Below are 22,732 nucleotides of genomic sequence, written 5' to 3' on the forward strand. Positions count from 1 at the left end.
GAACGAAAGAAAAGCGAAAGAGAAGGCTGCTGAGCAAGCGAAGAAAGAGCAGGAAAAAGCAGCGGAGAACGAAAGAAAAGCGAAAGAGAAGGCTGCTGAGCAAGCGAAGAAAGAACAGGAGAAAGCAGCAAAAGAGAAGGAAAAACAATCTGGGAAATCTGAGGATTAAGTACGGTTTCGTATACGGATCCTGAAAACTTAAATATTATTGCGACCAAATAGATTCAAAGAAATAGTTGAAATGCCATCTGAATGGATAGAAAAGTCCAATCACTAAGTATCAGTGATTGGACTTTTCAATGTTTAAATTTGAAAACGAAAGTAGTAGAGCGACTTTGGGTATATCATTATTAACCTCGATGAAAAAACTTAGATAATGTCTCAAAGTAACCATTCCCTTCAATGTAATATCACTCCACCAACTCCATCGTCTCATCCTGTTTCACATAATCCATATTGATCAAACGCTCTGCTACTTCTAGCGCTTTATCGGGATTTCCTTTATCCGTATAATAGTTGAACAAATCACGATCGTAAGTTTGCGCAGTTAATGTGTATCCATGAGATTTCAAATATGGAAGAACGTTGTCGAATAAGTACGTATGATAGTCATCTTTCTGTTGGAACGCAGAATATCGGTGCAAGGTGAAGATGAGTCGATACAAAGTTTCATCACAATGATCTGCGATGGCTAGACCTTCTTCAATTAGCCCAATGAGTTCTTCTTGAGGTAAGAAATTCCCTATAAGTGCACTACGCGTGTAACCCTCCAAGGATAATAAGTAGAGCGGAGAATCGTTGTCTTTCAAAGCCATGGAATCTTTATAAAGCTGCCCGGCAGTATCGTAGTTCTGTCTTCTGAAATGTTCATAAGCAAAGTTATGTAGCACCTTCGCTTTCTTCTCTATAGAGTTACAAAGGTCACATAGTTTAATCAGGTTTTCATACTGTTCGATAGTATCGTTAAAATTGCGATATTGGTCAGACTCTACCTGTATGAGCATCAAATTTTCTGTGTCAATGATACGGAGGAATTGATTGGTCTTTTTAAAATGGTTTAAAGCTTTTTCGGCATAGTGATACGCCAGGACAGGCGAATGGACATTCTGATAGGCCACTGCCAAATCGTAATAGATAGAAGGATTGGAATAGAATTTGAAGTCAACGGTATTGAAAATATCAATGGATTTTGTATATTCATCTATTGCTATATAGTACAAAGCGAGTACGTGTTTGAATAAGTTTGACTCGTAAACGGACAACTCTTCAACAGTTCGTTGAATATCATCAATCCGTTTTTTTGCTTTTTTCGTACAGCCTTGCGTGAGATAGTAATTTGCAACAAGCAGCTTGTAATAGGTCGCGTGTTCTGAGAGTTCAAGAAGTTTGTATTCTTTCATCTCATTGTGAAGGATCATAGCGGCTTGTCGGTTTTGAGAAATCATGAAGTCATGCCAAATATCGAGTTTGCTTTTCAAGTTCTCTAAGCTAGTTATTTCTTGTTCCATATCAATTTGGAGACGTTTCGACAAGAGCATGGTTATTTCAGGAGAGTATTCCGTTAAACCACGTTCAATTTTACTAATATGCGTAACTGAACAAATCCCCCTGCCTAACTCTTCTTGAGTAATCTTCGCTTTCTGGCGGTAAAATTTAATGATTTTGCCTTCATACATCACAAATCCCTCCATTCGCAACATTTTATTTGCTTAAAATGAATATAAACCAAAAGACTTATTTTTCTGAAGATAAACATAGTTCATAGATATACATTAGGCGCTCTCCGAATAATTGGGGGAATTCAAAGATATGGACATTGATCAGTTTAGTCGTGGTCGATTTTCTCTTAACCTACTGGGGGGTAATGCAAATTTGTAATAAGCTGTTTCGTTTGTTGAACTATTCGGAGTTGAAAGTAATTATACACAATATATTGAAAAATGTAATTACCTTTAGCTATTAAACTACAATAAATGGAACCTTATTCCTTACTATATTTCTTCAATTAGGACCTTTTGTAATGCCTTCCTATTCGGGATGTAGTTCAATATACATTTTACAATAGTCTGAATACTAAGATTACCCCAATACAATAATGTTTGGAAATGATGTAGCGTTAACGTCACGGATGTGAGACAGAATGCAATCGCCTAGTCTACATCGAGAATTCGAAGGTGGAACTACTAAAATTTCGGGGGTGTACGTAATGGGGAAACGTAAGAAAGGGAACCAAGTCCAGTCGAAAGTTGCAAAAGTGATGCTGGCTGCCATGCTATTACCGGCAGCAGCATTCCAGCCGACACAAACAGTAGGCGCTGCGACTAACGTCAATGATGTAAAAGAAATATTAAGCAAACTGACCGATGAGCAACGACGATCGCTCAATGAAATCCGTACGGAGACGGGTTTTACAATTCAACCAGGCATTAATACCACGAGTGAGCAACCGGTGAATGTGATTGTAGAATTCAAGCAAGAACCTGCTAAAGTGCAACAAGCCAAGAATCCAAATCAGCTTACACTGTTTGAAGCTGAAGACAAAGTTGAAGCATCCCATAGGAAATTTAAAGAAGCCATTCAAGGGAAATCGAAGTTAAATCTATCTGTTGATGTGGAAATCACTCATGAATATCGCGATGCATTTAACGGTGTGTCCATAACATTACCTGGAAATCAGGTGGAAGACTTAGTCCGTATCGGAGAAGTGAAACGTGTTTGGAAAGATGATGTGGTACAACTAGATTTACCTGATCCGAAAGAATATCCAATGGATCCTAAAATGATCGACAGTGTTCCTCAAATCGGTGTGGACAAGCTCCACGATGAAAAAATTGAGGGACAAGGTATTAAAGTAGGAGTCCTTGACACAGGAATCGACTACAATCACCCTGACTTGCAAGGGGCATATAAAGGATATACAGCGAAAGAAGGTGTAGATCCGAGTTCGGTAAATCCTGACACTGTAAAAGGATGGGATTTCATCGACAACGATGCGGATCCTATGGAAGAAACGTATGAAACGTGGAAAAAGTCAGGGAAACCTGAACGGGATAACTATGGAAATGCCTATTACACGTCTCATGGAACTCACGTTTCAGGAACGGTTGCAGGTAAACAAGAAAACAATGTCGACAGTGCAGTTAAAGGCGTTGCACCTGAAGTTGATTTGTATAACTATCGCGTGCTCGGTCCTTACGGTAGTGGAGCGACTAGCGGGATTCTCGCAGGTGTGGATAAGTCCGTAAAAGACGAAATGGATGTCATTAACCTATCTCTCGGTGCGAACGTCAATAACGCACTTTCACCACTTTCCATTGCGGTGAACAACGCCATGCTTTCGGGTGTTGTTGCGACAGTAGCAGCAGGAAATGCAGGACCTGGTGCGATGACAGTTGGAGCTCCAGGGACGGCGGCACTTGCAATTACTGTTGGAGCGAGTGATGTCTCACAAAACATCCCGACTTACACAGCGAATGCTGAGGACCTAGGTTTTACAGATGTACAACTATTAGCTAAAAATTTCACAGATAAGATTGAAGAGTTACAGAACCAATCGTATCCAGTTGTTTTTGCAGGGCTAGGTAATGTGAAAGATTTTGAAGGGAAAGAGTTTGCAGGGAAGATTGCATTAATCGAACGGGGCACACTTGCGTTTGACGATAAAATCAAAAACGCTAAAAAAGCGGGAGCGGCGGCTGTTATTGTTTACAACAACGAAGACGGTCAGATCCCTTATTATGTCGGAGAAAGTACGGGCTACATTCCATCATTCCGTTTGTCGAAAAAAGATGGAGAGCAGCTGAAAGCTCAAGCAGAGGCGAGCGAAACAACATTCAAGTTCGGAGATTTACACAATACGAAATCTGAAGGGGATCATCTAGCGGATTTCAGTTCAAGAGGACCTGTCGCACAAAGTTATGACATCAAACCAGACGTAGTAGCACCTGGTGTCGCAATCTATTCAACGTTTCCATCTTATATGAATGATCCTGAAGGCAATAGTTACGATACGGCATACGCGAGAAGTCAAGGAACCTCGATGGCGGCGCCACACGTAGCAGGTGCAGCAGCACTCATTTTGCAGGAGAATCCTGACTACACGCCATTTGACGTGAAAGCAGCATTAATGAATACCTCCGTTGAACTAAAAGGAGACCAATCTGTGTATGAGGTAGGTGCGGGCCGCATTAACGCGTACGACGCCGTTCACGCAGATACTTCTGTAAAAGTGCTTGATCAAACAGAAACGGTCGAGGATGGCGAAGTGATTTCAATTAATAATGAAACCGCATCATTGTCGTTCCGCTCTCATTATCTATCGGATGACGGTAAAGCAATCGAAGTGTCACGACCTGTTGTCGTTAAAAACAGCAGCAAAGAAAGCAAGAAGTTTGCAGTGGACGTAGAATTCTTGGGCGCTAAAGACGGTAGACAAGATGCTGAGAAAAACGGTGTGAAATTTGCAGCGGATTCGACGGTTACAGTTGCAGCAAACGGTGAAACGAAAGTGGAACCAAAGCTTCAGGTGCCTAAAAACGCGGCTGAAGGAACCTATGAAGGGTACGTGCACTTTGTGAATGAAAGTGATTTAAGTGAAAGTTATCAAGTACCGTTTGCGATTCGTGTGACGAGCAAAGGGATTGACTATGTAGAATTGGAAAGACCCGTCATCACAAATTCTTGGTACAACTTCCATTCGTTCTTAATACCTTTCACACCGGTCACGTTTAAATTCAAGAGTCCGATGGAGACAGTGGATATAGTTATTGCAGATGGCGAAACGGGCAAACCGGTTGGCTACGTGGGATCGCTCTATGGAGCATCAGGCATTTTACCAGGCAGTGAAATTTATATTACACAAGGATTTACAGGAGTCGTCAATGAATTTACAGGTGATCCAAACTATCCGATTTCAAATGAAAACGTTAGGTTACCTGAAGGCGGCTACAAATTCATAATGATCGCAAAAGATAAGGAAGGCAATACGTACGTGGATGAAAGCGTTGCGGTCGTTGACAATACGAAGCCAGAAATTTCGTTCAAGGACTATAAGCCCGGAATCATTGAAGTGAATGATTCCATGTATACAGATGAGGATGGCCATCATGCGTTATGGGTTCACACAAACGTTTATGATGCATCCATGGACTATCTAAAGTCGAAGGGGCTCAATTATGACCAGTCGTCCAATATGACAGTTTACTATGAGAACTCCGCGTTTCCAAGTGGTTTACTTCCGGTTGGTGGAAATGGAGATATGAAGGTTGGGATTTTGCCAGAAGATACTGCCAAAAAGCCGCTAAAACTTTCGTTACAAACAGTAGAAATGGGGACAAGCACAAGATTTGACGACTATGTATTTGTCAAAGAAGGAATGGAATATGCCTCTGCTTCGTATGACAAACCTAAGGTTCGTAAAGGCGACGAGATTACGGCTACATTGACGTTGAACAATGTAAAAGATCTTCAAAGTGGAAAGTTTGATATCGGATTTTTGAATGAACTATTCAAGTTCAAAAAAGTAAAAGCGAATAAGGAGTTTAAGCAGTTTGCAAAGAAAAATAATCTTGAAATTGACGTAGCAAAACCTGTATTAAAGAATGAACACCGTGAAACAATTGCTTCTCTGGGAGCCTCACTGAAGGGGACTGACATAAAAGGGATCAGCGGGGAACAAGCTTTCCTAGATATTACCTTTGAAGTCATTAGTGATGAATCTTATTCAGATTCTCAAGGATTCTTCTTTAATAATGTGTCGTACACGGCGGTAAATAGCGACAAAGTGACTAAGATGGAAGCATTCTCGCAAAAACGATTCGATTTGGTGGCGTCTACTGGTAAGTTGGAAGGATATTTTGCACCAGAAGGTTTGATGGAAGAGACAGGAGAAATTTTCTATGATGTCGATTTAAGTAAAATCGGTGCGAAAGTTTATGTGAAAGGTCCAGATGGAAAGAAATATTCAGGAGATATACAATCTACTGGCGGATTCTTTGTCGAAGACATTAAAGCACAAAAAGGAAAATTCGAATTAGTTGTTGAAGTACCTGGGCATTTAAATTCAGTGAGTACGGTCGATGTAGCAACCTTCTCTGATGGAGAGTGGAGAGGTCTTTGGTCTCGGACGTATCCACCGATGAACTTCGCAGGTGATGTGAATAATGACGGTGTGATCGACATTATGGATGTAATGCGCATCGTTGCACAGTACGGAAAGAAGGACAAAGCGGCCGACATTAATATCGATGGAATTGTGGATGAACTGGATGTCCGTCTCGTTGAGCAGAACTTCTTAAGAAGCGCGAAAGATACGAAGAAAAAGCCAGTTGAAAAGATAGGTAACAAAGGCATCAACGAGTTGTTGAAGTCGATTGGACTTGAGCCTGCAGAGTGATAAGAAAAGTTTGTTTTAGTTTAATGTCATCACAATCTAATAGAATATCCGTTGATTGAAGCGGAAGGTGGCGACTCCAGAGGGATCAGTGAAGGTTGAAGACCCTGCAGGAAGCGTTAGCGACCGAGGAGGCTGAAATCGAGCCCCTCGGAAAGCGTCCACCTGAAATGCAAATCAACACCGTTGAATGATGCTATCTGTTTCAAAACTAACTATAAGAATATGGGGGAATACGAGAATGGTTAAAACTCAAGGGATGAAGAAGTCCAAGAACGTCTTACTTGGAACGGCGCTTGCAGGAGCTTTGATTGTATCGACTGGATTTGGAACGTATTCTTGGTTCACTTCAGAGTCAAACGCACAAGCGGAAATGAAAAACGGAATCTTGCAGATCAACGGTGGCGGAAATATCGATACACCAATTTTCACAGCCGAGCAATTTGCACCATCCCAACTTCACTACGGAGAGTGGCTATCGATTTCAAACACGGGAGATATGGACGCGCATATTAAAGCGACGTATACGCATTCTGTCGATAAGGCATCTCTAGAGGGATATGAAGTCGGATTCATTGCGATGAAATACACAGTGAAACCTGATGAAAATGCTTATGAAGATTCGAAAATTAAACTCGATCACCTATTCAATGGTACAACAAATGAAGTCTTATCCTCTAATAATGATGGCAAAAATCGCGTTGAAATGCTCGGTACTCTTTTATCCGCTAAACAAATTGAATCTGGTGAAATCCTAGTAGGTGACGGGGAGAACGAACAGTTCTGGGAGTTGGATGAAGGCCAGTATATCGACATCATGATGGGTATCAAACTGGATGAAAGTGCGGGGAACGAATACCAAGGGGCTTCTTACAAAGCAGGTCTGAATGTAATCGCGAAGCAAACAGATGATGGATCAACCTATGAAACGAAATAAGAAAAAGTGAATAGCGAAGGCAACACATAACACCTTGCCTTGTACTGGACAGGGAGATGGGGTGAAACTATGAAGAATAGCTTGAAGAAAATCAGTTCGCTAGTGTTTCGTCTGTTCGTCATTGTAGTTATCGGTTTAGTGATCATGACGGCTTACCAGAAGTTCACGAATAAAGGAGAGCCCACTTCCTTTTTTGGCTATCAACCGTTAACCGTACTATCCAATAGTATGAATCCCATCTTCGAGACGGGGGACATGCTATTCGTAAAAAAAGTGGATGCGTCGAACGTTAAAGTAGATGATATTATTACGTTTAGAGAAAGTGGCGGGAATTTAATTACCCACAGAGTCGTTGAAGTCATCAACAATTCCGGTGAAATCAGTTTTGCGACTAAAGGTGATAATAACAATATGATGGATGAAGAATTGGTTCGAGCAGGAAATCTGCTCGGAAAACAGTCATTCTTTATCCCAAATGCTGGGTATCTGGTGAAGATGATTCAAAGTCCGTTGGGAATGCTGTTGGTTGTGATTCTTCCGACATTAGGTTATTTCGCAATAGGGATTTTTAGTCGTAAAAGAGACGATGTGGATGGAGTTCCTATGGAAGGGAACTGAACGTACTCAGCGAAAGAAATAATAAATAAATGAGAAATCCCTCATATCTGAGAAATCGGAGATGAGGGATTTCTTTAATTTGAAGTTAGAGTGGATGGGTTCTTGACTCAGTGTTCACATTTACAAATCAGCTGTCTGACGTCCCCTCATTTCCCCTGTTCTTTCTTCAGGTTCTCCATACGTATCTTATAATCATCCACCAACGTAGTGATGCGATCCACTTCGTTCTGGATCAACGAACGTTTTTCCTCCTTCTTTGCATCCATCATGTCACGGTATTTTGTTCGAGTGTTTTCAATTATATCAAGTAATTCCTGTGCAGTTTGTTCGTCGATCAATTCATCTTTTTCAAGAATGCTGGTGGCTCCAGCGAAGCGATCGCTTTCCGTGTTAATGGCGAATGTGATCTTGTCGCTTGTGCGTCGAACTGTTTCGTAAGCCATGGCTTCTGGCCAGCCGACCGGTTTTTGATAGACCAGTGTAGCGAGATCTAGGTCGGAAGGTAGCCAGACTTTTGCGATGTTGGAAGTCATTTCTTCCAATGAATCTGCAGCCATATACGTCCCATTTCCAGCTTCAGCGACTTTTTTCAATTGGTCTTCTGCAGTTTGATCTACTTGGAATCCGATGACATTGACATGACGATCTTCCGCGAGTTCAGCGAAGCTTTTGGCTTCTACAATTGGATCCCCATCACACGTTTCGGCTCCGTCACTAACGATGTATAGAGTGATGTCTGCCTCTGTCCCTTCATGATCAAGCCGAGCTTGTTTGATAGCACCAGCTAGTGGCGTCCAGCCGCTCGCTTTTACTTGATCGACCGCTTCGTCGAACTTTTTCTCGTCATAGCTTGCTAGCGGATAGATTTCATCAATTGTGCCACAGGACAACGGTTTGTCCGATTTGTTTTGAGTTCCCGCGTGTCCGTATACATAAAGGGATAGATCGCTTTCCTTTCCCATCATGGAGGCAAATCCTTTTACGGCGCTTTTGGCGGTATCCATTTTCAGTTTCCCGTCAGCTTGGAGAAGCATGCTGGAGCTTGCGTCTAATAGGATGATGCCATTAGTTGGAATAGATTTTTGTGCCTCATCTCCCTGTATTTCTCGAGGTTCCGGTAAAATCGGTTCCTTGAACGAAGGGGAAAAGTCGATGAGTGGCTGAACGAGTTCTCCGTACTTCGCACCTCCGAGTAAGTGGATGAGTGCACCATGCAATTCTTTAGGATCTTTAGTGGATTCCGTTATGGATTTCATCTCAGTTAAAAAGTTTTCCCTGATTTCGGAAGGGACCTCCCGTTTGCTCCACATGGAGGTTTCCTGTTCAATCGTAAAATCCTTAGTTAACGTTCCGGGTGAGAGCTGCGCTAGTTCTTCGGGGGTAGTTGCCTGCGACCCTGCGGTGAACGTTTCAGTCCCCGTTTTTTTATCATCCATTTCTTTCTCTCCGCTATTCTTGTCGTCTTCATGTACGACGGCCGTCACTTTTTCATCATCGGTTTCTGCACCTTTTGAACATCCTGCCATCACGATGCATGCAGTGAGTAGGATCAAAGCGAACTTCGTCTTCATACATAAACAGCCTCCTTGTGAAAGGTTTACTATGTATACGGAAATTCTCAATGATAGTTTCATCAAAGTAAATTAGAAGTTTCGTCATGGACAGTTATTACTGCTCAAGAAGAAAATCCTCGCCCTTTATAATTCGGGAAGAGGATTTCTCAGTAGAAAGACATTTTTTTACTCTGAATTTCCATAGCCATCTCAACCCTTTTTTGGCTTCAATCGCTTCTGACAGCGCTGACCTTCGAGCATATTCAGAAGCGTACGTTGAATCGCTTCGGTTTCAGGGGAGCAGCAACCTGGATCTGCCAAATTTTTCGTTTCAAGCGGGTCGTGCGCTAGATTGTACATTTCAAATTGGTCAGGAACGGGTTCTGTTTTGACGACCTCAACGACACAGCCGTCTTCATCCACAAATGTCGTATCGCTGACGCCTGGATCCGTCCAAAACTGGGGATTGTCGAAGTAGCGGGCGAACTTCCAGATTTCTGATTTACCGGCAGGGCCAGTTTTAAGTGAGACAATTATAGCTTCTATTGAACTTGGTTGGACGACGGATTCATAAGGTTTTCCTGTAATGAGGTTTGTTTGATGAATTCCTTTGAACACGTTGTCGTCCGTCATGAAGTACAGTGGTTCATCTGCGCGGAAGAATGTTTGACGTTCTTCTATGAGTGGTGTTAAATCCCTTCCGACAAGAGGTCGAGCTTCCGTATGATCAATCGCTAATTTGTGCAGGATTTCAGCTGCGTCAATTCCAGCCAATCCAAGTAGTGTCGGTAAGATGTCGACGTGACTCGTAAGGGTAGTTGTCTGTTTTGCATGAGGGAAAAGCTGAGGACTGTGTATGACGAAGGGGACATGGATGGATTCTTCGTACATCGAATACCATTTTTGATAAAGTCCGCCTTGTGCACCAAGTTGTTCACCGTGGTCGGATGTGAAGACGATGATTGTATTCTCTGAAAAACTGGATTGTTGAAGCGCAGTGAGTACCTTCATCATTTCGTCGTCCACTTTTTTCTGCAAGCTATAATACAGTTGGCGATAGAAATTGGTGTTAATGATTGGCTGCAATCCTTTTGGATAGGTGAGGCGATAGCTGTCTTGCACAGAAGGTTTTGTTGCTAGTGACTCATGGGTGGTCGGAGCGGGTGGGATGTGCGGAAGTGTCGGATCTACATCGAACTTATATGAAGGCAGGAGCGCTGAAAATATCCCAAACAGCGCAATATCGTGGGGATTCACGAACGAACATTGGATGAACCACGGCGTTGTTTCTACCTCGCACTTCGAAGTTCGTTCCAATGCTTCTATCAATTCCACTGTTTCCGCTGCATAGACTTCGTCCCGTCCACTCGTTCCAAAACCTGCAGATGACCCAGAATTTCGTGGGTCGGTACCATGGGGATCCGGTCCAATCCAATCTGAAAAACCGAACTCTCCTAAACGGTCTCCTTCGCGATAAATCCTCTCTTTTTTCTTATCAGGGGCCCCTGTGATTGTGTTGTAACTCGGCAATGCGTTTTTCGTACCGGGAATTACAATATCTTGCTCAGAAGCGTGCCACTTTCCTTTCCAAAATGTATCATATCCGGCAGCGCGGAAGTAGTCTCCGACTGTAGGAACTGTGTTAGGATCCAACCAGAACTGGTCCGCGTCATAGGATCCTTTCGCTGCGCCAGGTGTTTGTGTGACTCCGTGTAAGGATGGATAGTGCCCGGTATATAATGTCGTCCGACTCGGTGCACAAGCTGTGCTGCCGGCATAATGGTTAAGAAATGTCATTCCGTTTTTCATCAACAGCTGCTGCGCTATTAAGTTTTCGCGGGTCCACTTTTGCAACTCTTCCGTCTCATATACAGGAGGGAACCGATCTTGGTCGACCATTAGGAATAGAATATTCGGCTGTTTGTTCCCCGAATCACAATTGGGAGTTGTATGATGTTCTTTCATAAGTTTCACCTTCCTAATTTGTAAGTACCCTCTAGTGTATGACGGACGAGTTCGAACGAGCGTGTGATTCGCGTAGGGTGGAAGGTGAATGGAGGGTGAATAGCATTAGAATTGCAGGAATCTCAAGATCTCTCCAATAGCCGTATCGGCAATGAACGTTGCGAGAAGAATGGAGGCGACTGTTGTGACGGCGATGTAGAAAAGGATACCGTAAAAACTATCAATGGATGTGGGTTCCTTGAATAAGATTTTTGTGATTGTGATTAAAGGAATGAGGATGAACGCGATGAAGATGGCGATAGCTAGAAGAATAGTGGATAGAGTGAAGGAATGAACGAATGTGAGCAGCAGGCTTATTGCGGAAAGTGCAATGGGAATGGCATAGAATCCCCCTAATTTTCGAGTGCATTCTGAGACGGATTCGGTGATTGAGAATAATTTGGCCGTGCTCGTGATTGCGATGAGATTTACGACGACAACTAGAAGAAAGAAGATACTTAAGTAGAGGCAGACTTGGAAAAAGGTTGGACTGAGAGCTGTAAGGCTTGTTGGGAATGCAGCGTAGAAGGTGGCGGATGTGAGTAGGATGAATAAAAGGACACTGAGAAAGCTGTTTTGGAGTGCAGTGTTCGTCGTGTGAAAGTGGGCAGATGGTGTTTTGAGTTGTTGTAATAGGAATTGCATGAAATTCTTTGCATCTGATTTTAACTTTTCAAGGGGTTCGTTTGGTGACGAGACCGGTATTTCTACAGATGCCGTTCGCTTGCGTATGGCGGAGAACGAGTTTCCGCATTCCCCGCAAAAATTTCCGTCAAGTTGCGTGTGGTTGCAAACTGGACAAGTTTTAATGGGTGTCACTCCTTTTTTAATGTTGGGTAGTGCTTGTTGACTGGCGTTGGGTTGTAATGTTCTTCCTTGTAAATGGTATGTGCGAAGGATGGAGAATAGAAAGGAAATGTATAGATGAGATGGGTGGGGGGAATTGGAGGTGGATTGAGGGTTGGTGTGTTGTCGGACACTTGGGGCGGGTTGACCGACATTGCGAGTAGTTTCTGTGGCAATTAGCGAGGTTTCTCGATAACATCTGTCCATTTCTCCATCACATAGCGAAGTTTCTCGATAACGGGACACAATTCAAGTGCTTTTAAGGGATTAATTGTGTGCGCTTCGCTTGTTTGAGGAGGGGCTACTCCACTGGGAGCCAGTGATAGTAACTTGTCGGACACTTAAGAAGGATTGCCGATCATTGCGAGTGGTTTCTGCGACACTTAGGATGTTTCTCGATCACACCGGACGATTTCTCCGACACATAGCGGAGTTTCTCGATAACGGGACATAATTCGTCCTTGAAAAGGCATAAGAAAACCCCCCGTTCCGCAGAGCGGACAGGGGGCAGAGATTTCATTCCAAAGTCAGTACTAACTTGCCGCGAGCGTGACGGGTTTGAGTCTTTTTTAGCGCCGCAAGTCCCTCGTCGAACGGATAAGTTTGCTCAATGACGAGCTTGTATGTACCCGCTGCGATTTCTTGAATGAGCTGTTTGACTTCATCCCCAACATCCGCCTTATGAGGGACGAATGCAGCAGTGATGCCGCGTTCTGGCTCGATGCGATCACCAGAAATGGTGATGACAGTGCCTCCGTCTTTTACGACGTGCATACTTTCAGTTCCTGTGCCAGGTTGGATGGCTATCGCTGCGTCGACACCGTTAGGCATCCAATCACGTATTTCGTTCGCCCAATTCGGGTCATTATAGTCGACAGTTTTATAAGCACCGAGAGATTTCATGTAGTCGTGGTTTTGAGGGGAAGCGGATCCTGCCACATTCCAGCCACGCGCTTTGGCAAACTGGATGGCGAATGTACCGATTGCACCCGAAGCGCCGGCGATGAATACGGAATCGCCTTCTTTCAAATGGAGTGCAGTGAGCGCACGCAAAACGGTGTTGCCTGCGACTGGTACTGCAGCGGCTTCTGCAAAATCCATATTTACAGGGATGGGTAAGATGAGTGAGTCTTGCTGGACCACTGCGTATTCAGCCCACGTGCCGCCTTTAGGTTGCATCATACTAACGAAAGCGATGCGATCCCCTTTTTGATAGTTGGTTACTAGACTCCCGGTTTCTTCAACAATACCAGCGGCTTCGATTCCAATTGGATAGGGATAGTCGATTACCTGAGGGAGAAAATAGGAGTCGTGAATTCCGACGCCGACAGCTTTTATGTGAACAAGTAATTCATCATCATCGATTGTAGGAACCTTCACTTCTTCAAACGCGATATCATCTGGTGCGGCACTCCTTTTAACGATTGCTTTCATGTAGGTGCAACTCCTTTAGAGATTTTAGTAAATTCAGTATATCATAACGTTATTGCTGAAGTGGTAAGAGAGGATTGCAAGTTTATTTCCAATAAATCACTAAATCTCTCTGTTCTAAAAGAAGAGGAGTCACAATGTACACATATAAATTCTTGACCATCAAGAGTAGTAGGAAGGGTACACCTAAAGAGGAAGTGGAGCAGGTTATGGAGAAGAATGCTGTGAAAGGATGGCGGCTGAATTCAATCATTCCGTTTTCTATGACTACAAATAGTACAACGGATTTGAAAACTGTATTTGAAAAGGAAGACAACATGTGATAAACATATGAACTTTGAGAAGCTTATCTGCTGGTCGGTAGATAAGCTTTTTACTTATTTTCAAATAACATTTTTTGTTAATGCTTTACTACGATAAAATATCTCTTCCTTTTGACTGAATTATCTTGTATACTGCATAACATAGATTTTTGTGGATGTTCACAAAGAATTTATGGAGTGCGTCATTGAGAGGTAAATTGATGACGATTTTGAAATCAGTTTAATCAGAAATTATAGGCGGATAATGAATCAGGGAGATAATGATTCAATTTCCATTAGGTGAAGGGGGAAGAACTAACATGCAGGATGGAAATGCGGCAATGGGATTATGGAAAGATTGGCGGTTGCATGCCATTGTTTTAGCGATAGTAATTGTTACGGAATTGATTGGTACGTTCAGCATCAAAATCGGCCCAGGGGTCATCCTGTTGTTGCCGATGTTGTACGCGCTCGGAATAGGAATTATTTTGTACTTTACACCGGCTGTGAAGGAGCGTCAGTCGATTAATGCAGAGCCAATTATAGTGCTAGGTGTTTCATTATTGCTTGCGAAAATCGGGGTCATAATCGGACCTTCGCTTCCTGAGGTGATTGCAGCAGGACCTGCACTTTTGCTTCAAGAATTTGGTCACCTTGTTACGATTTTGATTGCACTGCCTGTTGCGATTTGGCTAGGGATGAAACGCGAAGCAATCGGGATGACACACTCGATTGGACGTGAGCCGAACGTGGGCTTGATAATGGATAAATATGGAATGGGTTCGCCGGAAGGTCGCGGAGTCATGGCGATGTATATTTTCGGGACAGTTTTCGGTGCAGTGTTCTTAGGCTTGTTGTCAGGGCTTCTTGCGACGATTACACCACTCAGTCCCCTTTCGTTTGCGCTGGCTTCAGGTGTTGGAAGTGGGAGTATGATGGCTGCGGCAAGTGGATCGCTGATCGCAGCTTTTCCGGATCTTGAGACGCAAATCGTTGCGCTTTCAGGAGCGAGTAACTTACTCTCCTTATCAAGCGGTCTTTGGGTCAGTATCTTCATCGCACTGCCACTCACTGAAAAATTATATGGGTGGATGACTCGGAAGAAGGAGGGGTATTGATGCTGAAAAATATTCAAGAATGGGTATTGTTATTAGTTATAGTAGGCGTCAGTGGACTAATCGGAAACTGGATCGGTTACGATATCTTCCCGCTTTCTGCGCTTCCAGGTATGGCGGTCCTAATTGGTATCTGCTTGGCAGGGTTCATCTTAAAAGAGATTATCCCTTTGAATTTCCCGAGTATCGCTTACATATCCATCATTGGAGTGGTCGTGTCGATGCCGTGGTTCCCAGGGTCTGATAAAGTCGTAGAATGGACAACTCAAGTTCAGTTGTTAGCGTTGACGACACCAATTCTAGCATATGCTGGGATTGCGATTGGACGTTCATGGTCTGATTTCGTCAAGCTTGGCTGGCGTACGTTGATCGTCGCAAGCCTTGTCATGATTGGAACGTTCCTCGGCTCGGCAGTCATTGCAGAGATTATATTACGTTTCCAAGGGATTATTTAAATAGAGGATAGGGATGACCCAGTCGCATTTGAGCGGCTGGGTCTTTTTTGTGTACGGATGACGTTGTTGATCACTTAGAAGGTTTTCTCCATCAAAACTCTAGGTTTCTCCGACACATAGCGAAGTTTCTCGATAACGAGACACAATTCAATGGTTTATTAGGGGGTGTTTGGTAGCGCTGTGCTTGTTTAAGGATGGGCAATTCAACTACGCATGGCCAATTTCATGTTCTCCGACACATAGCGGTGAATGTCCGACGCTGTAAGTGATTTCTCCGTCAGTCGGGCGTGTTTCTCCATCACGGCTCAAGGTTTCTCCGACGCATAGCGAAGTTTCTCGATAACGGGACACAATTCAATGGTTTATTAGGGGTGTTTGGTAGCGCTGTGCTTGTTTAAGGATGGGCTACGCAGTCTATCGCATGTATATGGCTTAGGGAATTGTAGTATTAAAATGGACTTTCATTTTATGATTAAAAAACGAATAAAAGTTGTTGTTTTCTCTAGAGAAATAAAAATAAGTCAAATTCACAATTCGTTCAAAATGAAATACTTTTAGCCTATTGAAAAAACTTTTTAAACTATTTTTTTAGCATTTTAGATCTCTTGAAACCGTTATCACTACTACGTTAAACAATTATTTGCTTTTATTTCCATCTGTGGAAATCACCGAAATCGGTTTGTAATGAAAAATTAGGTATGATACGGTTAATAGTGTACTGGAAATTTGTTTTATGAAAATATCAAGGAGGAGACTAATGAAGAAATCGTTGGTTGGGTTTTTGGCACTCATGTTGTTAGTCGTTTTAGCAGCATGTGGGAAGGACAGTAGTGGTAGTAAGCTAGAAGATTTGAAAGAGAAAGGCGTTGTCAAAGTCGGCTTTGCCAATGAGAAACCGTATGCGTATGAAGAAGATGGGGAATTGCAAGGTGCTGCGGTTGCTATTGCCAAAGCGGTCTTTGAAAACCTGGGGATAGACGAAGTCGACGGGAAGTTGTCGGAGTTCGGGAACCTGATTCCAGGATTAGGCGCAGGCAAGTTTGACGTCATTACAGCGGGAATGGCGATAACACCTGACCGTTGTAAAAACGTAGCGTTTGGTGAACCGGAAATTAAATATGGTGAAGGATTGATCGTTGAAACGGGAAATCCGATGAACTTGAAAAGTTATAAAGATATTGCTGCGAATCCTGATGTGAAAGTTGCGGTCATGAGTGGTGCGACAGAGAAGGAATTTATGATTAAAGAAGGCGTCGCTGAGAGCCAAATCATGATGGTTCCGGACATTCCAGCATCATTTTCAGCAGTTGAATCAGGTCGTGCGGCTGTGACAACAGGAACAGAAATGACGATTAAAATGGCACTTGAATCTGCTAACATCGACAAACTTGAGTTTGTAAATGAATTCGAACAGCCGGAAATCGAAGGTGTTCCTAGTTATGGGGCTGCAGCGTTCTTGAACGAAGACGATGAGCTACGTGAAGCTTACAATGCGGAGCTTAAAAAGATGAAGGAAAACGGCGAAATTGCGGCATTGATTGAACCGTTTGGTTTTACTGAAGAAATGAACACGGTCGATGACGACATTACGACTGAAAGTGTTTGTAGCGGTGAAAATTACTAAGAAAACGATCGGGTCACGCCGTGTTCGGCATGACCCTTTTCTAGGTTATTAACTCGTAAACTAGTAAAGATTATTAAATCGTACACAATGGAGTGGTGTTTGTGGGTTCTTTACCCGATATATTTTCTACCCTCATGCAGGGCTTAAAAGTGACTCTGCTGGTGCTCGTGCTCTCGATTATCTGTAGTACGATCATTGCGCTTGTCGCAGGGCTATCGCGCGTTTCAACGAATCGGTTAGTTACAGGGGTAACCGGTTTCTATGTTGAAATTTTTAGAGGAACGTCATTGATTGTCCAATTGTTTTGGTTCTCCTATGCACTTCCAGGTCTTTTTAATATCCATCTGGGAAGTGACATTTGGGTCGCAGTGCTGGCCATTTCTTTGAACTACGGCGCATATATGTCTGAGATTGTCAGGGGATCGATTCAAGCGGTTCCTGCTGGGCAGACGGAAGCTTCGATTGCACTGAACTTATCGAAGTTCCAACGCATGCGTCACATTATTATTCCGCAAGCGGTTCGGATGATGCTCCCTGAATACGGTAACTACTTGATTCAAATATTGAAGGCGACTTCACTCGTTTCTTTAATTGGATTAACGGATTTGCTGTACTACGGAAATATTTACCGAAGCACACATTTATCGGATTCCCCGACAGTCTATTTACTTCTCCTCGTGATGTACTTCGTGATTGCGTTGCCTCTCATTGGATTCACTAAAAAAATGGAGAGGGTGTCGAAGAAAGGGGTGGCTCTCGGATGAATTGGAGTTGGACCGTATTTTTTGAGACCATTCCGCTTATTGCAAAAGGGCTTTGGATTACAGTGGGCTTAACGTTTGCGTGTTATTTATTTGCTGCGGTATTTGGATTCTTCTGGGTGTTCATGAGCCGCATTCCATCGAAGATTGTGCGCAGTATTTTTGGATGGATCGCAGAATTCATCAGATCGACGCCTCCGCTTGTCCAATTGTTTTTCATATTTTACGCATGGCCGGTAATCCCGGTCGTAGGTGTGTCGCTGAATCCATTCGTTGCAGCGATTTTAGGACTTGGAATCCACTTCAGCACGTACATGTCTGAAGTTTACCGGTCTGGAATTGAATCTGTGGATAAAGGACAATGGGAAGCATCGACTGCATTGAATTTATCCACAAGACAAAAGTGGACAAAAATTATTCTTCCTCAAGCAATTCCTCCGACAATCCCGATGCTTGGGAATTATTTAATCATCATGTTTAAAGAAGTTCCACTAGCGTCGACGATCGGTGTTGTAGCTATGCTTCATATTGCGAATGACTATGGATCGCAATACTACAAGTTCGTGGAGCCGTTAACGGTTGTAGCGTTGTTCTTCCTGTTGTTGAGCTATCCATCTGCGATATTAATCAGCAAATTAGAGAAGAAATATAACCGCAAGTTTGACAAAAAAGCAATGACTTCTTAAGGGAATGAGAGCCAATATGTTTATGATAAAGGAGATTTCGAATGGATGAACCAATAGTGAAATATCAGGATGTCCATAAATCATTTGGGGATATCGAAGTATTGAAAGGAATAGATCTGGACATTCAGCCTGCCGAAAAAGTTGCACTGATTGGACCGAGTGGTTCCGGGAAAACGACGATTATCAGAATGCTGATGACGCTCGAAGAACCAACGATGGGCGTGATCGATGTAGGTGGAAGAAACCTTTGGCAAATGGAGAAAAAAGGTGAATGGGTGAGAGCGGATGATTCTCATTTGCATTCCATTCGTGGAGATATAGGAATGGTATTTCAACATTTCAACCTTTTCCCCCACATGACCATACTCGAAAATTGTATGCTAGCGCCGGTCCTTGTGAAAAATGAAAGTAAGAAAGAAGTGAAAGCGACGGCTGTCGAAATGCTAGAGAAGGTTGGTTTGGGCGATAAAATCGATCTGTATCCAGCTCAACTTTCAGGTGGTCAAAAGCAACGGGTTGCGATGGCGCGGGCGCTCATGATGCGTCCGAAAGTCATGTTGTTTGATGAAGTGACGTCGGCTCTTGACCCAGAGCTTGTCGGTGAGGTGCTCGAAGTCATCCGTGATCTCGCGAAAGAAGGCGAAATGGCGATGATTCTCGTCACGCACGAAATGGATTTTGCACTCGATATCGCTGACCGCGTCGTCTTTTTGAACGATGGTGTGATTGAGGAAGAGGGGCATCCTGAAGACATTTTAGTGAACCCGAAAAGTGAGCGTTTACAAGATTTCTTAAGTCGCTTTACGGTGAATCGATAATATTATATAGAAGAGACCTGTCTCGCATTGGAGAGATGGGTCTTTTTTGTGTTGTTGATCACTTATGAACATTTCTTCATCACTCAGGGAGCTTTGTCCATCACTTATAAGTTTTTTTCCATCACATCTCTAGATTTCTCCGACACTCAGCGCAGTTTCTCGATAACGAGACACAATTCAACTGATTAAAGGGGGGAATTGGTAGCGAAGCGTTTATTTCTATTAGCAAAATGCACGCAAAAAAGGTAATCGGCAAGATAGGGGATTAATCGGAAACGTGGCACAAATTAATCGATGTAACGTATTAATGGCCAGCTACGCTTGATTTTGTTGTGCAATTGCGAAGTACTAGCTGAATCGCAAAAATAAAAAAAAGAAGCATTCCTCATCCAAACTGGCGAGAACTACTTCTTTTCAGAAAAACTCCCGTTCTGCAAAAAGCATAGAGATAAAGGAGACTGCTAGTGAAATGAGAAAACTGAACCAAATCGATGGAAGAGGTTCGCTGATAGCAGGGACTAAGTGAACGCTGATTGCACCTATGGGTACAGCATAGGGTAATAGACGAGAGAGTCTTCGTCTAGAGAGTATGACAAATAACATTACTGGAATCAATGCTGCATATAGGGTGCCGAAGAAAAAGAGAAATTCTAGTGCATCAAAGTTATAGAAGAGCGAGATGACTAAAAGCACGAATAATAAAATTCCTGAGAATTGATAGGAAGCCTTATACAATTGTTTATCGCTCATAGTAGGATGCAATTTGTATTGGATATGACGCACAAAGTGAACGGTTGTGGCGTGTAATTCTGCGTTTGTTGTGCTGGAAATTGTACTGAAACAAAATAAAAAGAAGATTGATAAGAGCAATAAGGGTTCGATTTTTTTCACGAGTTCAAATAACAACGAGAAGGTTTCGGTGAATGATTGGTCGTAAATGACAATCATGAGCATGCCGCCAAGTGAGAGCGGGATTGTAATCCAAACTAATGCGGTTAAGTAAAAACTGACTCGTACTTTCTTCAAGTCAATCAAGTAAAGACGTTGCCAAGTTGCACGGTCGGATATCATTTGACCGAATCCGATGAGCATGGCTGTGGCAGCGAAATAGACGGATTCTTGATTGTTGGTGAAGAGCAGATAAGGGTGAAGCAACCTTATTCCATAATAGATGTTTGTTGCCCCTTCTCGAATAAAGAAAAACATCGGAATGAAAATGATGGCACTAAAAATGAATACTATTGCAGGGCCTTCCAACCTACGAATCCATTTCATGCCGCCTATGCCTGCAACTAGAAATGTATATATAAAAAAAATGAAGAGGGACACCCAAACGGGAATCCCGAGTAATAGTTCAAAAAGAACAGAAGCACCGATTGCTTGCATAAAAAGTGAATCCAATCCAAGAAAAAGAATAATGGAAGACATTAAGTAATATCCGTCTTTACGAAGCCTCAACTGAAATAAGTCACCAAGCGTTAGCAAGTCCGGATAATACGTACGGATACGAACAGAGATGAATCCGAATAAAAGGAGCGCGACAGCTCCCATGAACGAATAGCCGATACTGCCAACTAAGCCGAACTTAATGAGCGCTTCTGGAGAGGATAATATCGTATTCGCAGTAATCCATCGTGCGAGTAAGGAGATAATAGCGGTTGAAATGCCTAGTGTGACTGCACCGGTGATGTAGTGATTATAGTGCTTCATACGGGCTTAACCTCGGTTGAATCCACAATTTGTAGACGATATGCACTTGGTGTGAGGCCAAAGTTTTTACGGAAAAGGGAACTGAAGTAATGTTGGCTATTAAACCCTGTATGGTCTGCAACCGCAGAAATACTTGCTTCCGGCTCGTTGATCAACATGCGTTTTGCCATTTCCAATCGATATGAATTTAAATAGTCTGCAAATCCAATGTTCATTTCTTCTAGGAATTTCCGACTCAAATATGTAGGACTTAAATGGATTTTAGCCGCGACTGTTGCTAAAGGGATTTTTTCTGCGTATTTCTCATGGATTATATGAAGCGCTTGCTGGATGGCATCTGACTTAGCATTCCATTTATGATACTTCTGGAGAATTTGGACGAGCTCTTTTTCAATTACCGGTTTTGTAATATAGTCGTTCACACCAATTCGAATGGATCGCTGAGCGTACTCGAAGGATTGAAAGGCGGTCACCATAATGATATCCAAATCGTACATCGCTTTCAGTTCCATGCCGAGGGACAATCCATCTTTTCCTGGCATTTGAATGTCCAGAAATGCGAGGGAAATCTTATATGATTTTGCTATTGTTATCGCTGTGATTGCATCTGTCGCTTTGAAGAAAGTCCAATAGGGGAAGTGAGGTTTCATTAAATACTCTAGCTGCTCCAGCTCAAGAGGTTCATCATCTACTAATAAAATATACATGTACTCACTCCTTTGTTATACTGTGTGACTTTCTCGATAAGGAATGATGATTTTGGCACATGCTTCTTCTCCGATATAAGACATGTCGAATGTGGCGAGCTCATCTGGAAACAAAAGATGGAGTCGTTCTCGGATGTTAGCTACTCCTAAACCATCTTCACGAGAAAAGTCATCGTGGTCGCTTATTGATTGTTTAAGATGGGTATTCCACACCTCCACATGCAGCAAGTTGTCATTGCGAAAGATAATGATTCTCAGAACTGCCTGTCCAGGAAATTTTTCAAAAGCGTGTTTAAATGTATTTTCCACCATGGTTTGAAGTGCGAAAGGCAATATATACGCTTTCTTAGCCTCTTCAGCAATTTGTTGATGAACCTGGACACGGTGCCCGAAGCGTAATTGCTGAATGTCTAAATAACTATTCGTATACGCAATTTCATCCATGATCGGAACAAGCTTTTCGTTTGTCTGATAATTATATCTCATGAACTTTGACATCACTTCAAGGCTTGAAATCAACTCGTTTTTCCGGTCCAATCTTGCGAGACTGAGCAACGTGTTCAGCGTATTGAAAAAGAAATGAGGCTTGATGCGCTGGTTCAACTGATAATACTGGGCGTATTGCAATTCTTTTTCTAGCTTCGAGGTGCTTGCAACGTTCTGGAGAAAGTCAAATCTACTTTCGAAGATCATCGTAAAGGCAAGTGTAAAAGCCCCAACTAGGGGGGCTAGTATGCAAAATAAAACATAGAGTGAAAAAGTTTCGATGGACAT

The 22,732-nt window shown here is 42.8% G+C and carries 18 protein-coding genes; 10 read left to right on the forward strand and 8 right to left on the reverse strand.

Going from position 1 to position 22,732, the window contains the following annotated elements; all coding sequences use genetic code 11:
• Positions 1–410 precede the first annotated feature (410 nt).
• Positions 411–1,676 (reverse strand): helix-turn-helix transcriptional regulator, encoded by a 1,266-nt coding sequence (locus N693_RS0115240; RefSeq protein ID WP_025785693.1) that lies wholly within the window; start codon positions 1,674–1,676, stop codon positions 411–413.
• Between the two features lie 530 nt (positions 1,677–2,206).
• Here N693_RS0115240 and N693_RS20755 point away from each other — a divergent pair.
• The 3 genes from N693_RS20755 (at position 2,207) to N693_RS0115260 (ending at position 7,946) form a co-directional block, all read left to right on the forward strand.
• A complete protein-coding gene (locus tag N693_RS20755) occupies positions 2,207–6,394 on the forward strand; it encodes a S8 family serine peptidase (protein ID WP_025785694.1) in 4,188 nt (1,395 codons plus the stop codon).
• 238 nt (positions 6,395–6,632) lie between these two features.
• On the forward strand, positions 6,633–7,328 hold the full coding sequence (locus N693_RS0115255) for a hypothetical protein (protein ID WP_025785695.1): 696 nt from the start codon (positions 6,633–6,635) through the stop codon (positions 7,326–7,328).
• A 69-nt stretch (positions 7,329–7,397) separates the two neighbouring features.
• Positions 7,398–7,946: a signal peptidase I gene (locus N693_RS0115260; protein ID WP_025785696.1), complete on the forward strand. Its 549-nt coding sequence runs from the start codon at positions 7,398–7,400 to the stop codon at positions 7,944–7,946.
• A 146-nt stretch (positions 7,947–8,092) separates the two neighbouring features.
• On the opposite strand, the gene N693_RS19725 is transcribed toward N693_RS0115260, so the two are convergent.
• The 4 genes from N693_RS19725 to N693_RS0115280 all read right to left on the reverse strand — a co-directional run bounded on the left by N693_RS19725 (position 8,093) and on the right by N693_RS0115280 (position 13,783).
• Complete coding sequence (locus N693_RS19725) at positions 8,093–9,517, reverse strand: VWA domain-containing protein (RefSeq protein ID WP_025785697.1); 1,425 nt, start codon at positions 9,515–9,517, stop codon at positions 8,093–8,095.
• 192 nt (positions 9,518–9,709) lie between these two features.
• Positions 9,710–11,464 (reverse strand): sulfatase-like hydrolase/transferase, encoded by a 1,755-nt coding sequence (locus N693_RS0115270; RefSeq protein ID WP_025785698.1) that lies wholly within the window; start codon positions 11,462–11,464, stop codon positions 9,710–9,712.
• A gap of 105 nt (positions 11,465–11,569) precedes the next feature.
• Complete coding sequence (locus N693_RS19390; protein WP_037593487.1) at positions 11,570–12,148, reverse strand: hypothetical protein; 579 nt, start codon at positions 12,146–12,148, stop codon at positions 11,570–11,572.
• 717 nt (positions 12,149–12,865) lie between these two features.
• Complete coding sequence (locus N693_RS0115280) at positions 12,866–13,783, reverse strand: NADP-dependent oxidoreductase (RefSeq protein ID WP_025785700.1); 918 nt, start codon at positions 13,781–13,783, stop codon at positions 12,866–12,868.
• A gap of 134 nt (positions 13,784–13,917) precedes the next feature.
• Between N693_RS0115280 and N693_RS0115285 the strand changes: the two genes are divergently transcribed.
• The 7 genes from N693_RS0115285 to ehuA all read left to right on the forward strand — a co-directional run bounded on the left by N693_RS0115285 (position 13,918) and on the right by ehuA (position 19,541).
• Complete coding sequence (locus tag N693_RS0115285) at positions 13,918–14,103, forward strand: DUF4177 domain-containing protein (RefSeq protein WP_025785701.1); 186 nt, start codon at positions 13,918–13,920, stop codon at positions 14,101–14,103.
• A 299-nt stretch (positions 14,104–14,402) separates the two neighbouring features.
• Positions 14,403–15,200 carry a DUF3100 domain-containing protein gene (locus N693_RS0115290; RefSeq protein WP_025785702.1) on the forward strand — a complete coding sequence of 266 codons (798 nt, stop codon included), beginning with the start codon at positions 14,403–14,405 and terminating at the stop codon, positions 15,198–15,200.
• On the forward strand, positions 15,200–15,652 hold the full coding sequence (locus tag N693_RS0115295; RefSeq protein WP_025785703.1) for a hypothetical protein: 453 nt from the start codon (positions 15,200–15,202) through the stop codon (positions 15,650–15,652). The genes N693_RS0115290 and N693_RS0115295 overlap by 1 nt, the downstream gene beginning before the upstream one ends.
• 757 nt (positions 15,653–16,409) lie before the next feature.
• Positions 16,410–17,276 carry an ectoine/hydroxyectoine ABC transporter substrate-binding protein EhuB gene (gene ehuB, locus N693_RS0115300; RefSeq protein WP_025785704.1) on the forward strand — a complete coding sequence of 289 codons (867 nt, stop codon included), beginning with the start codon at positions 16,410–16,412 and terminating at the stop codon, positions 17,274–17,276.
• A gap of 134 nt (positions 17,277–17,410) precedes the next feature.
• Entirely contained in the window at positions 17,411–18,040 is a 630-nt protein-coding gene (locus tag N693_RS0115305; RefSeq protein WP_081760252.1) for an amino acid ABC transporter permease, read from the forward strand.
• Positions 18,037–18,723 (forward strand): ectoine/hydroxyectoine ABC transporter permease subunit EhuD, encoded by a 687-nt coding sequence (gene ehuD, locus N693_RS0115310; protein WP_025785706.1) that lies wholly within the window; start codon positions 18,037–18,039, stop codon positions 18,721–18,723. The genes N693_RS0115305 and ehuD overlap by 4 nt, the downstream gene beginning before the upstream one ends.
• A gap of 41 nt (positions 18,724–18,764) precedes the next feature.
• The gene (gene ehuA, locus N693_RS0115315) at positions 18,765–19,541 is read left to right on the forward strand and encodes an ectoine/hydroxyectoine ABC transporter ATP-binding protein EhuA (RefSeq protein WP_025785707.1); all 777 of its coding nucleotides are present in this window, start codon (positions 18,765–18,767) and stop codon (positions 19,539–19,541) included.
• Positions 19,542–19,955: 414 nt separating this feature from the next.
• Here ehuA and N693_RS0115320 read toward each other — a convergent pair whose 3' ends face one another.
• Genes N693_RS0115320 through N693_RS0115330 form a run of 3 tightly spaced genes read right to left on the reverse strand, consistent with a single transcriptional unit; the run spans position 19,956 to position 22,732 of the window.
• Positions 19,956–21,251 carry a hypothetical protein gene (locus N693_RS0115320; protein ID WP_025785708.1) on the reverse strand — a complete coding sequence of 432 codons (1,296 nt, stop codon included), beginning with the start codon at positions 21,249–21,251 and terminating at the stop codon, positions 19,956–19,958.
• Positions 21,248–21,958, reverse strand: a complete 711-nt coding sequence (locus N693_RS0115325) for a helix-turn-helix domain-containing protein (protein ID WP_025785709.1) — start codon at positions 21,956–21,958, stop codon at positions 21,248–21,250. The genes N693_RS0115320 and N693_RS0115325 overlap by 4 nt, the downstream gene beginning before the upstream one ends.
• Positions 21,959–21,973: 15 nt before the next feature.
• Positions 21,974–22,732, reverse strand: coding sequence for a sensor histidine kinase (locus tag N693_RS0115330; RefSeq protein WP_051508756.1), 759 nt, complete (start codon positions 22,730–22,732; stop codon positions 21,974–21,976).

It is taken from the genome of Sporosarcina sp. D27 (assembly GCF_000586555.1).
In the GTDB taxonomy this organism is placed as follows: domain Bacteria; phylum Bacillota; class Bacilli; order Bacillales_A; family Planococcaceae; genus Sporosarcina.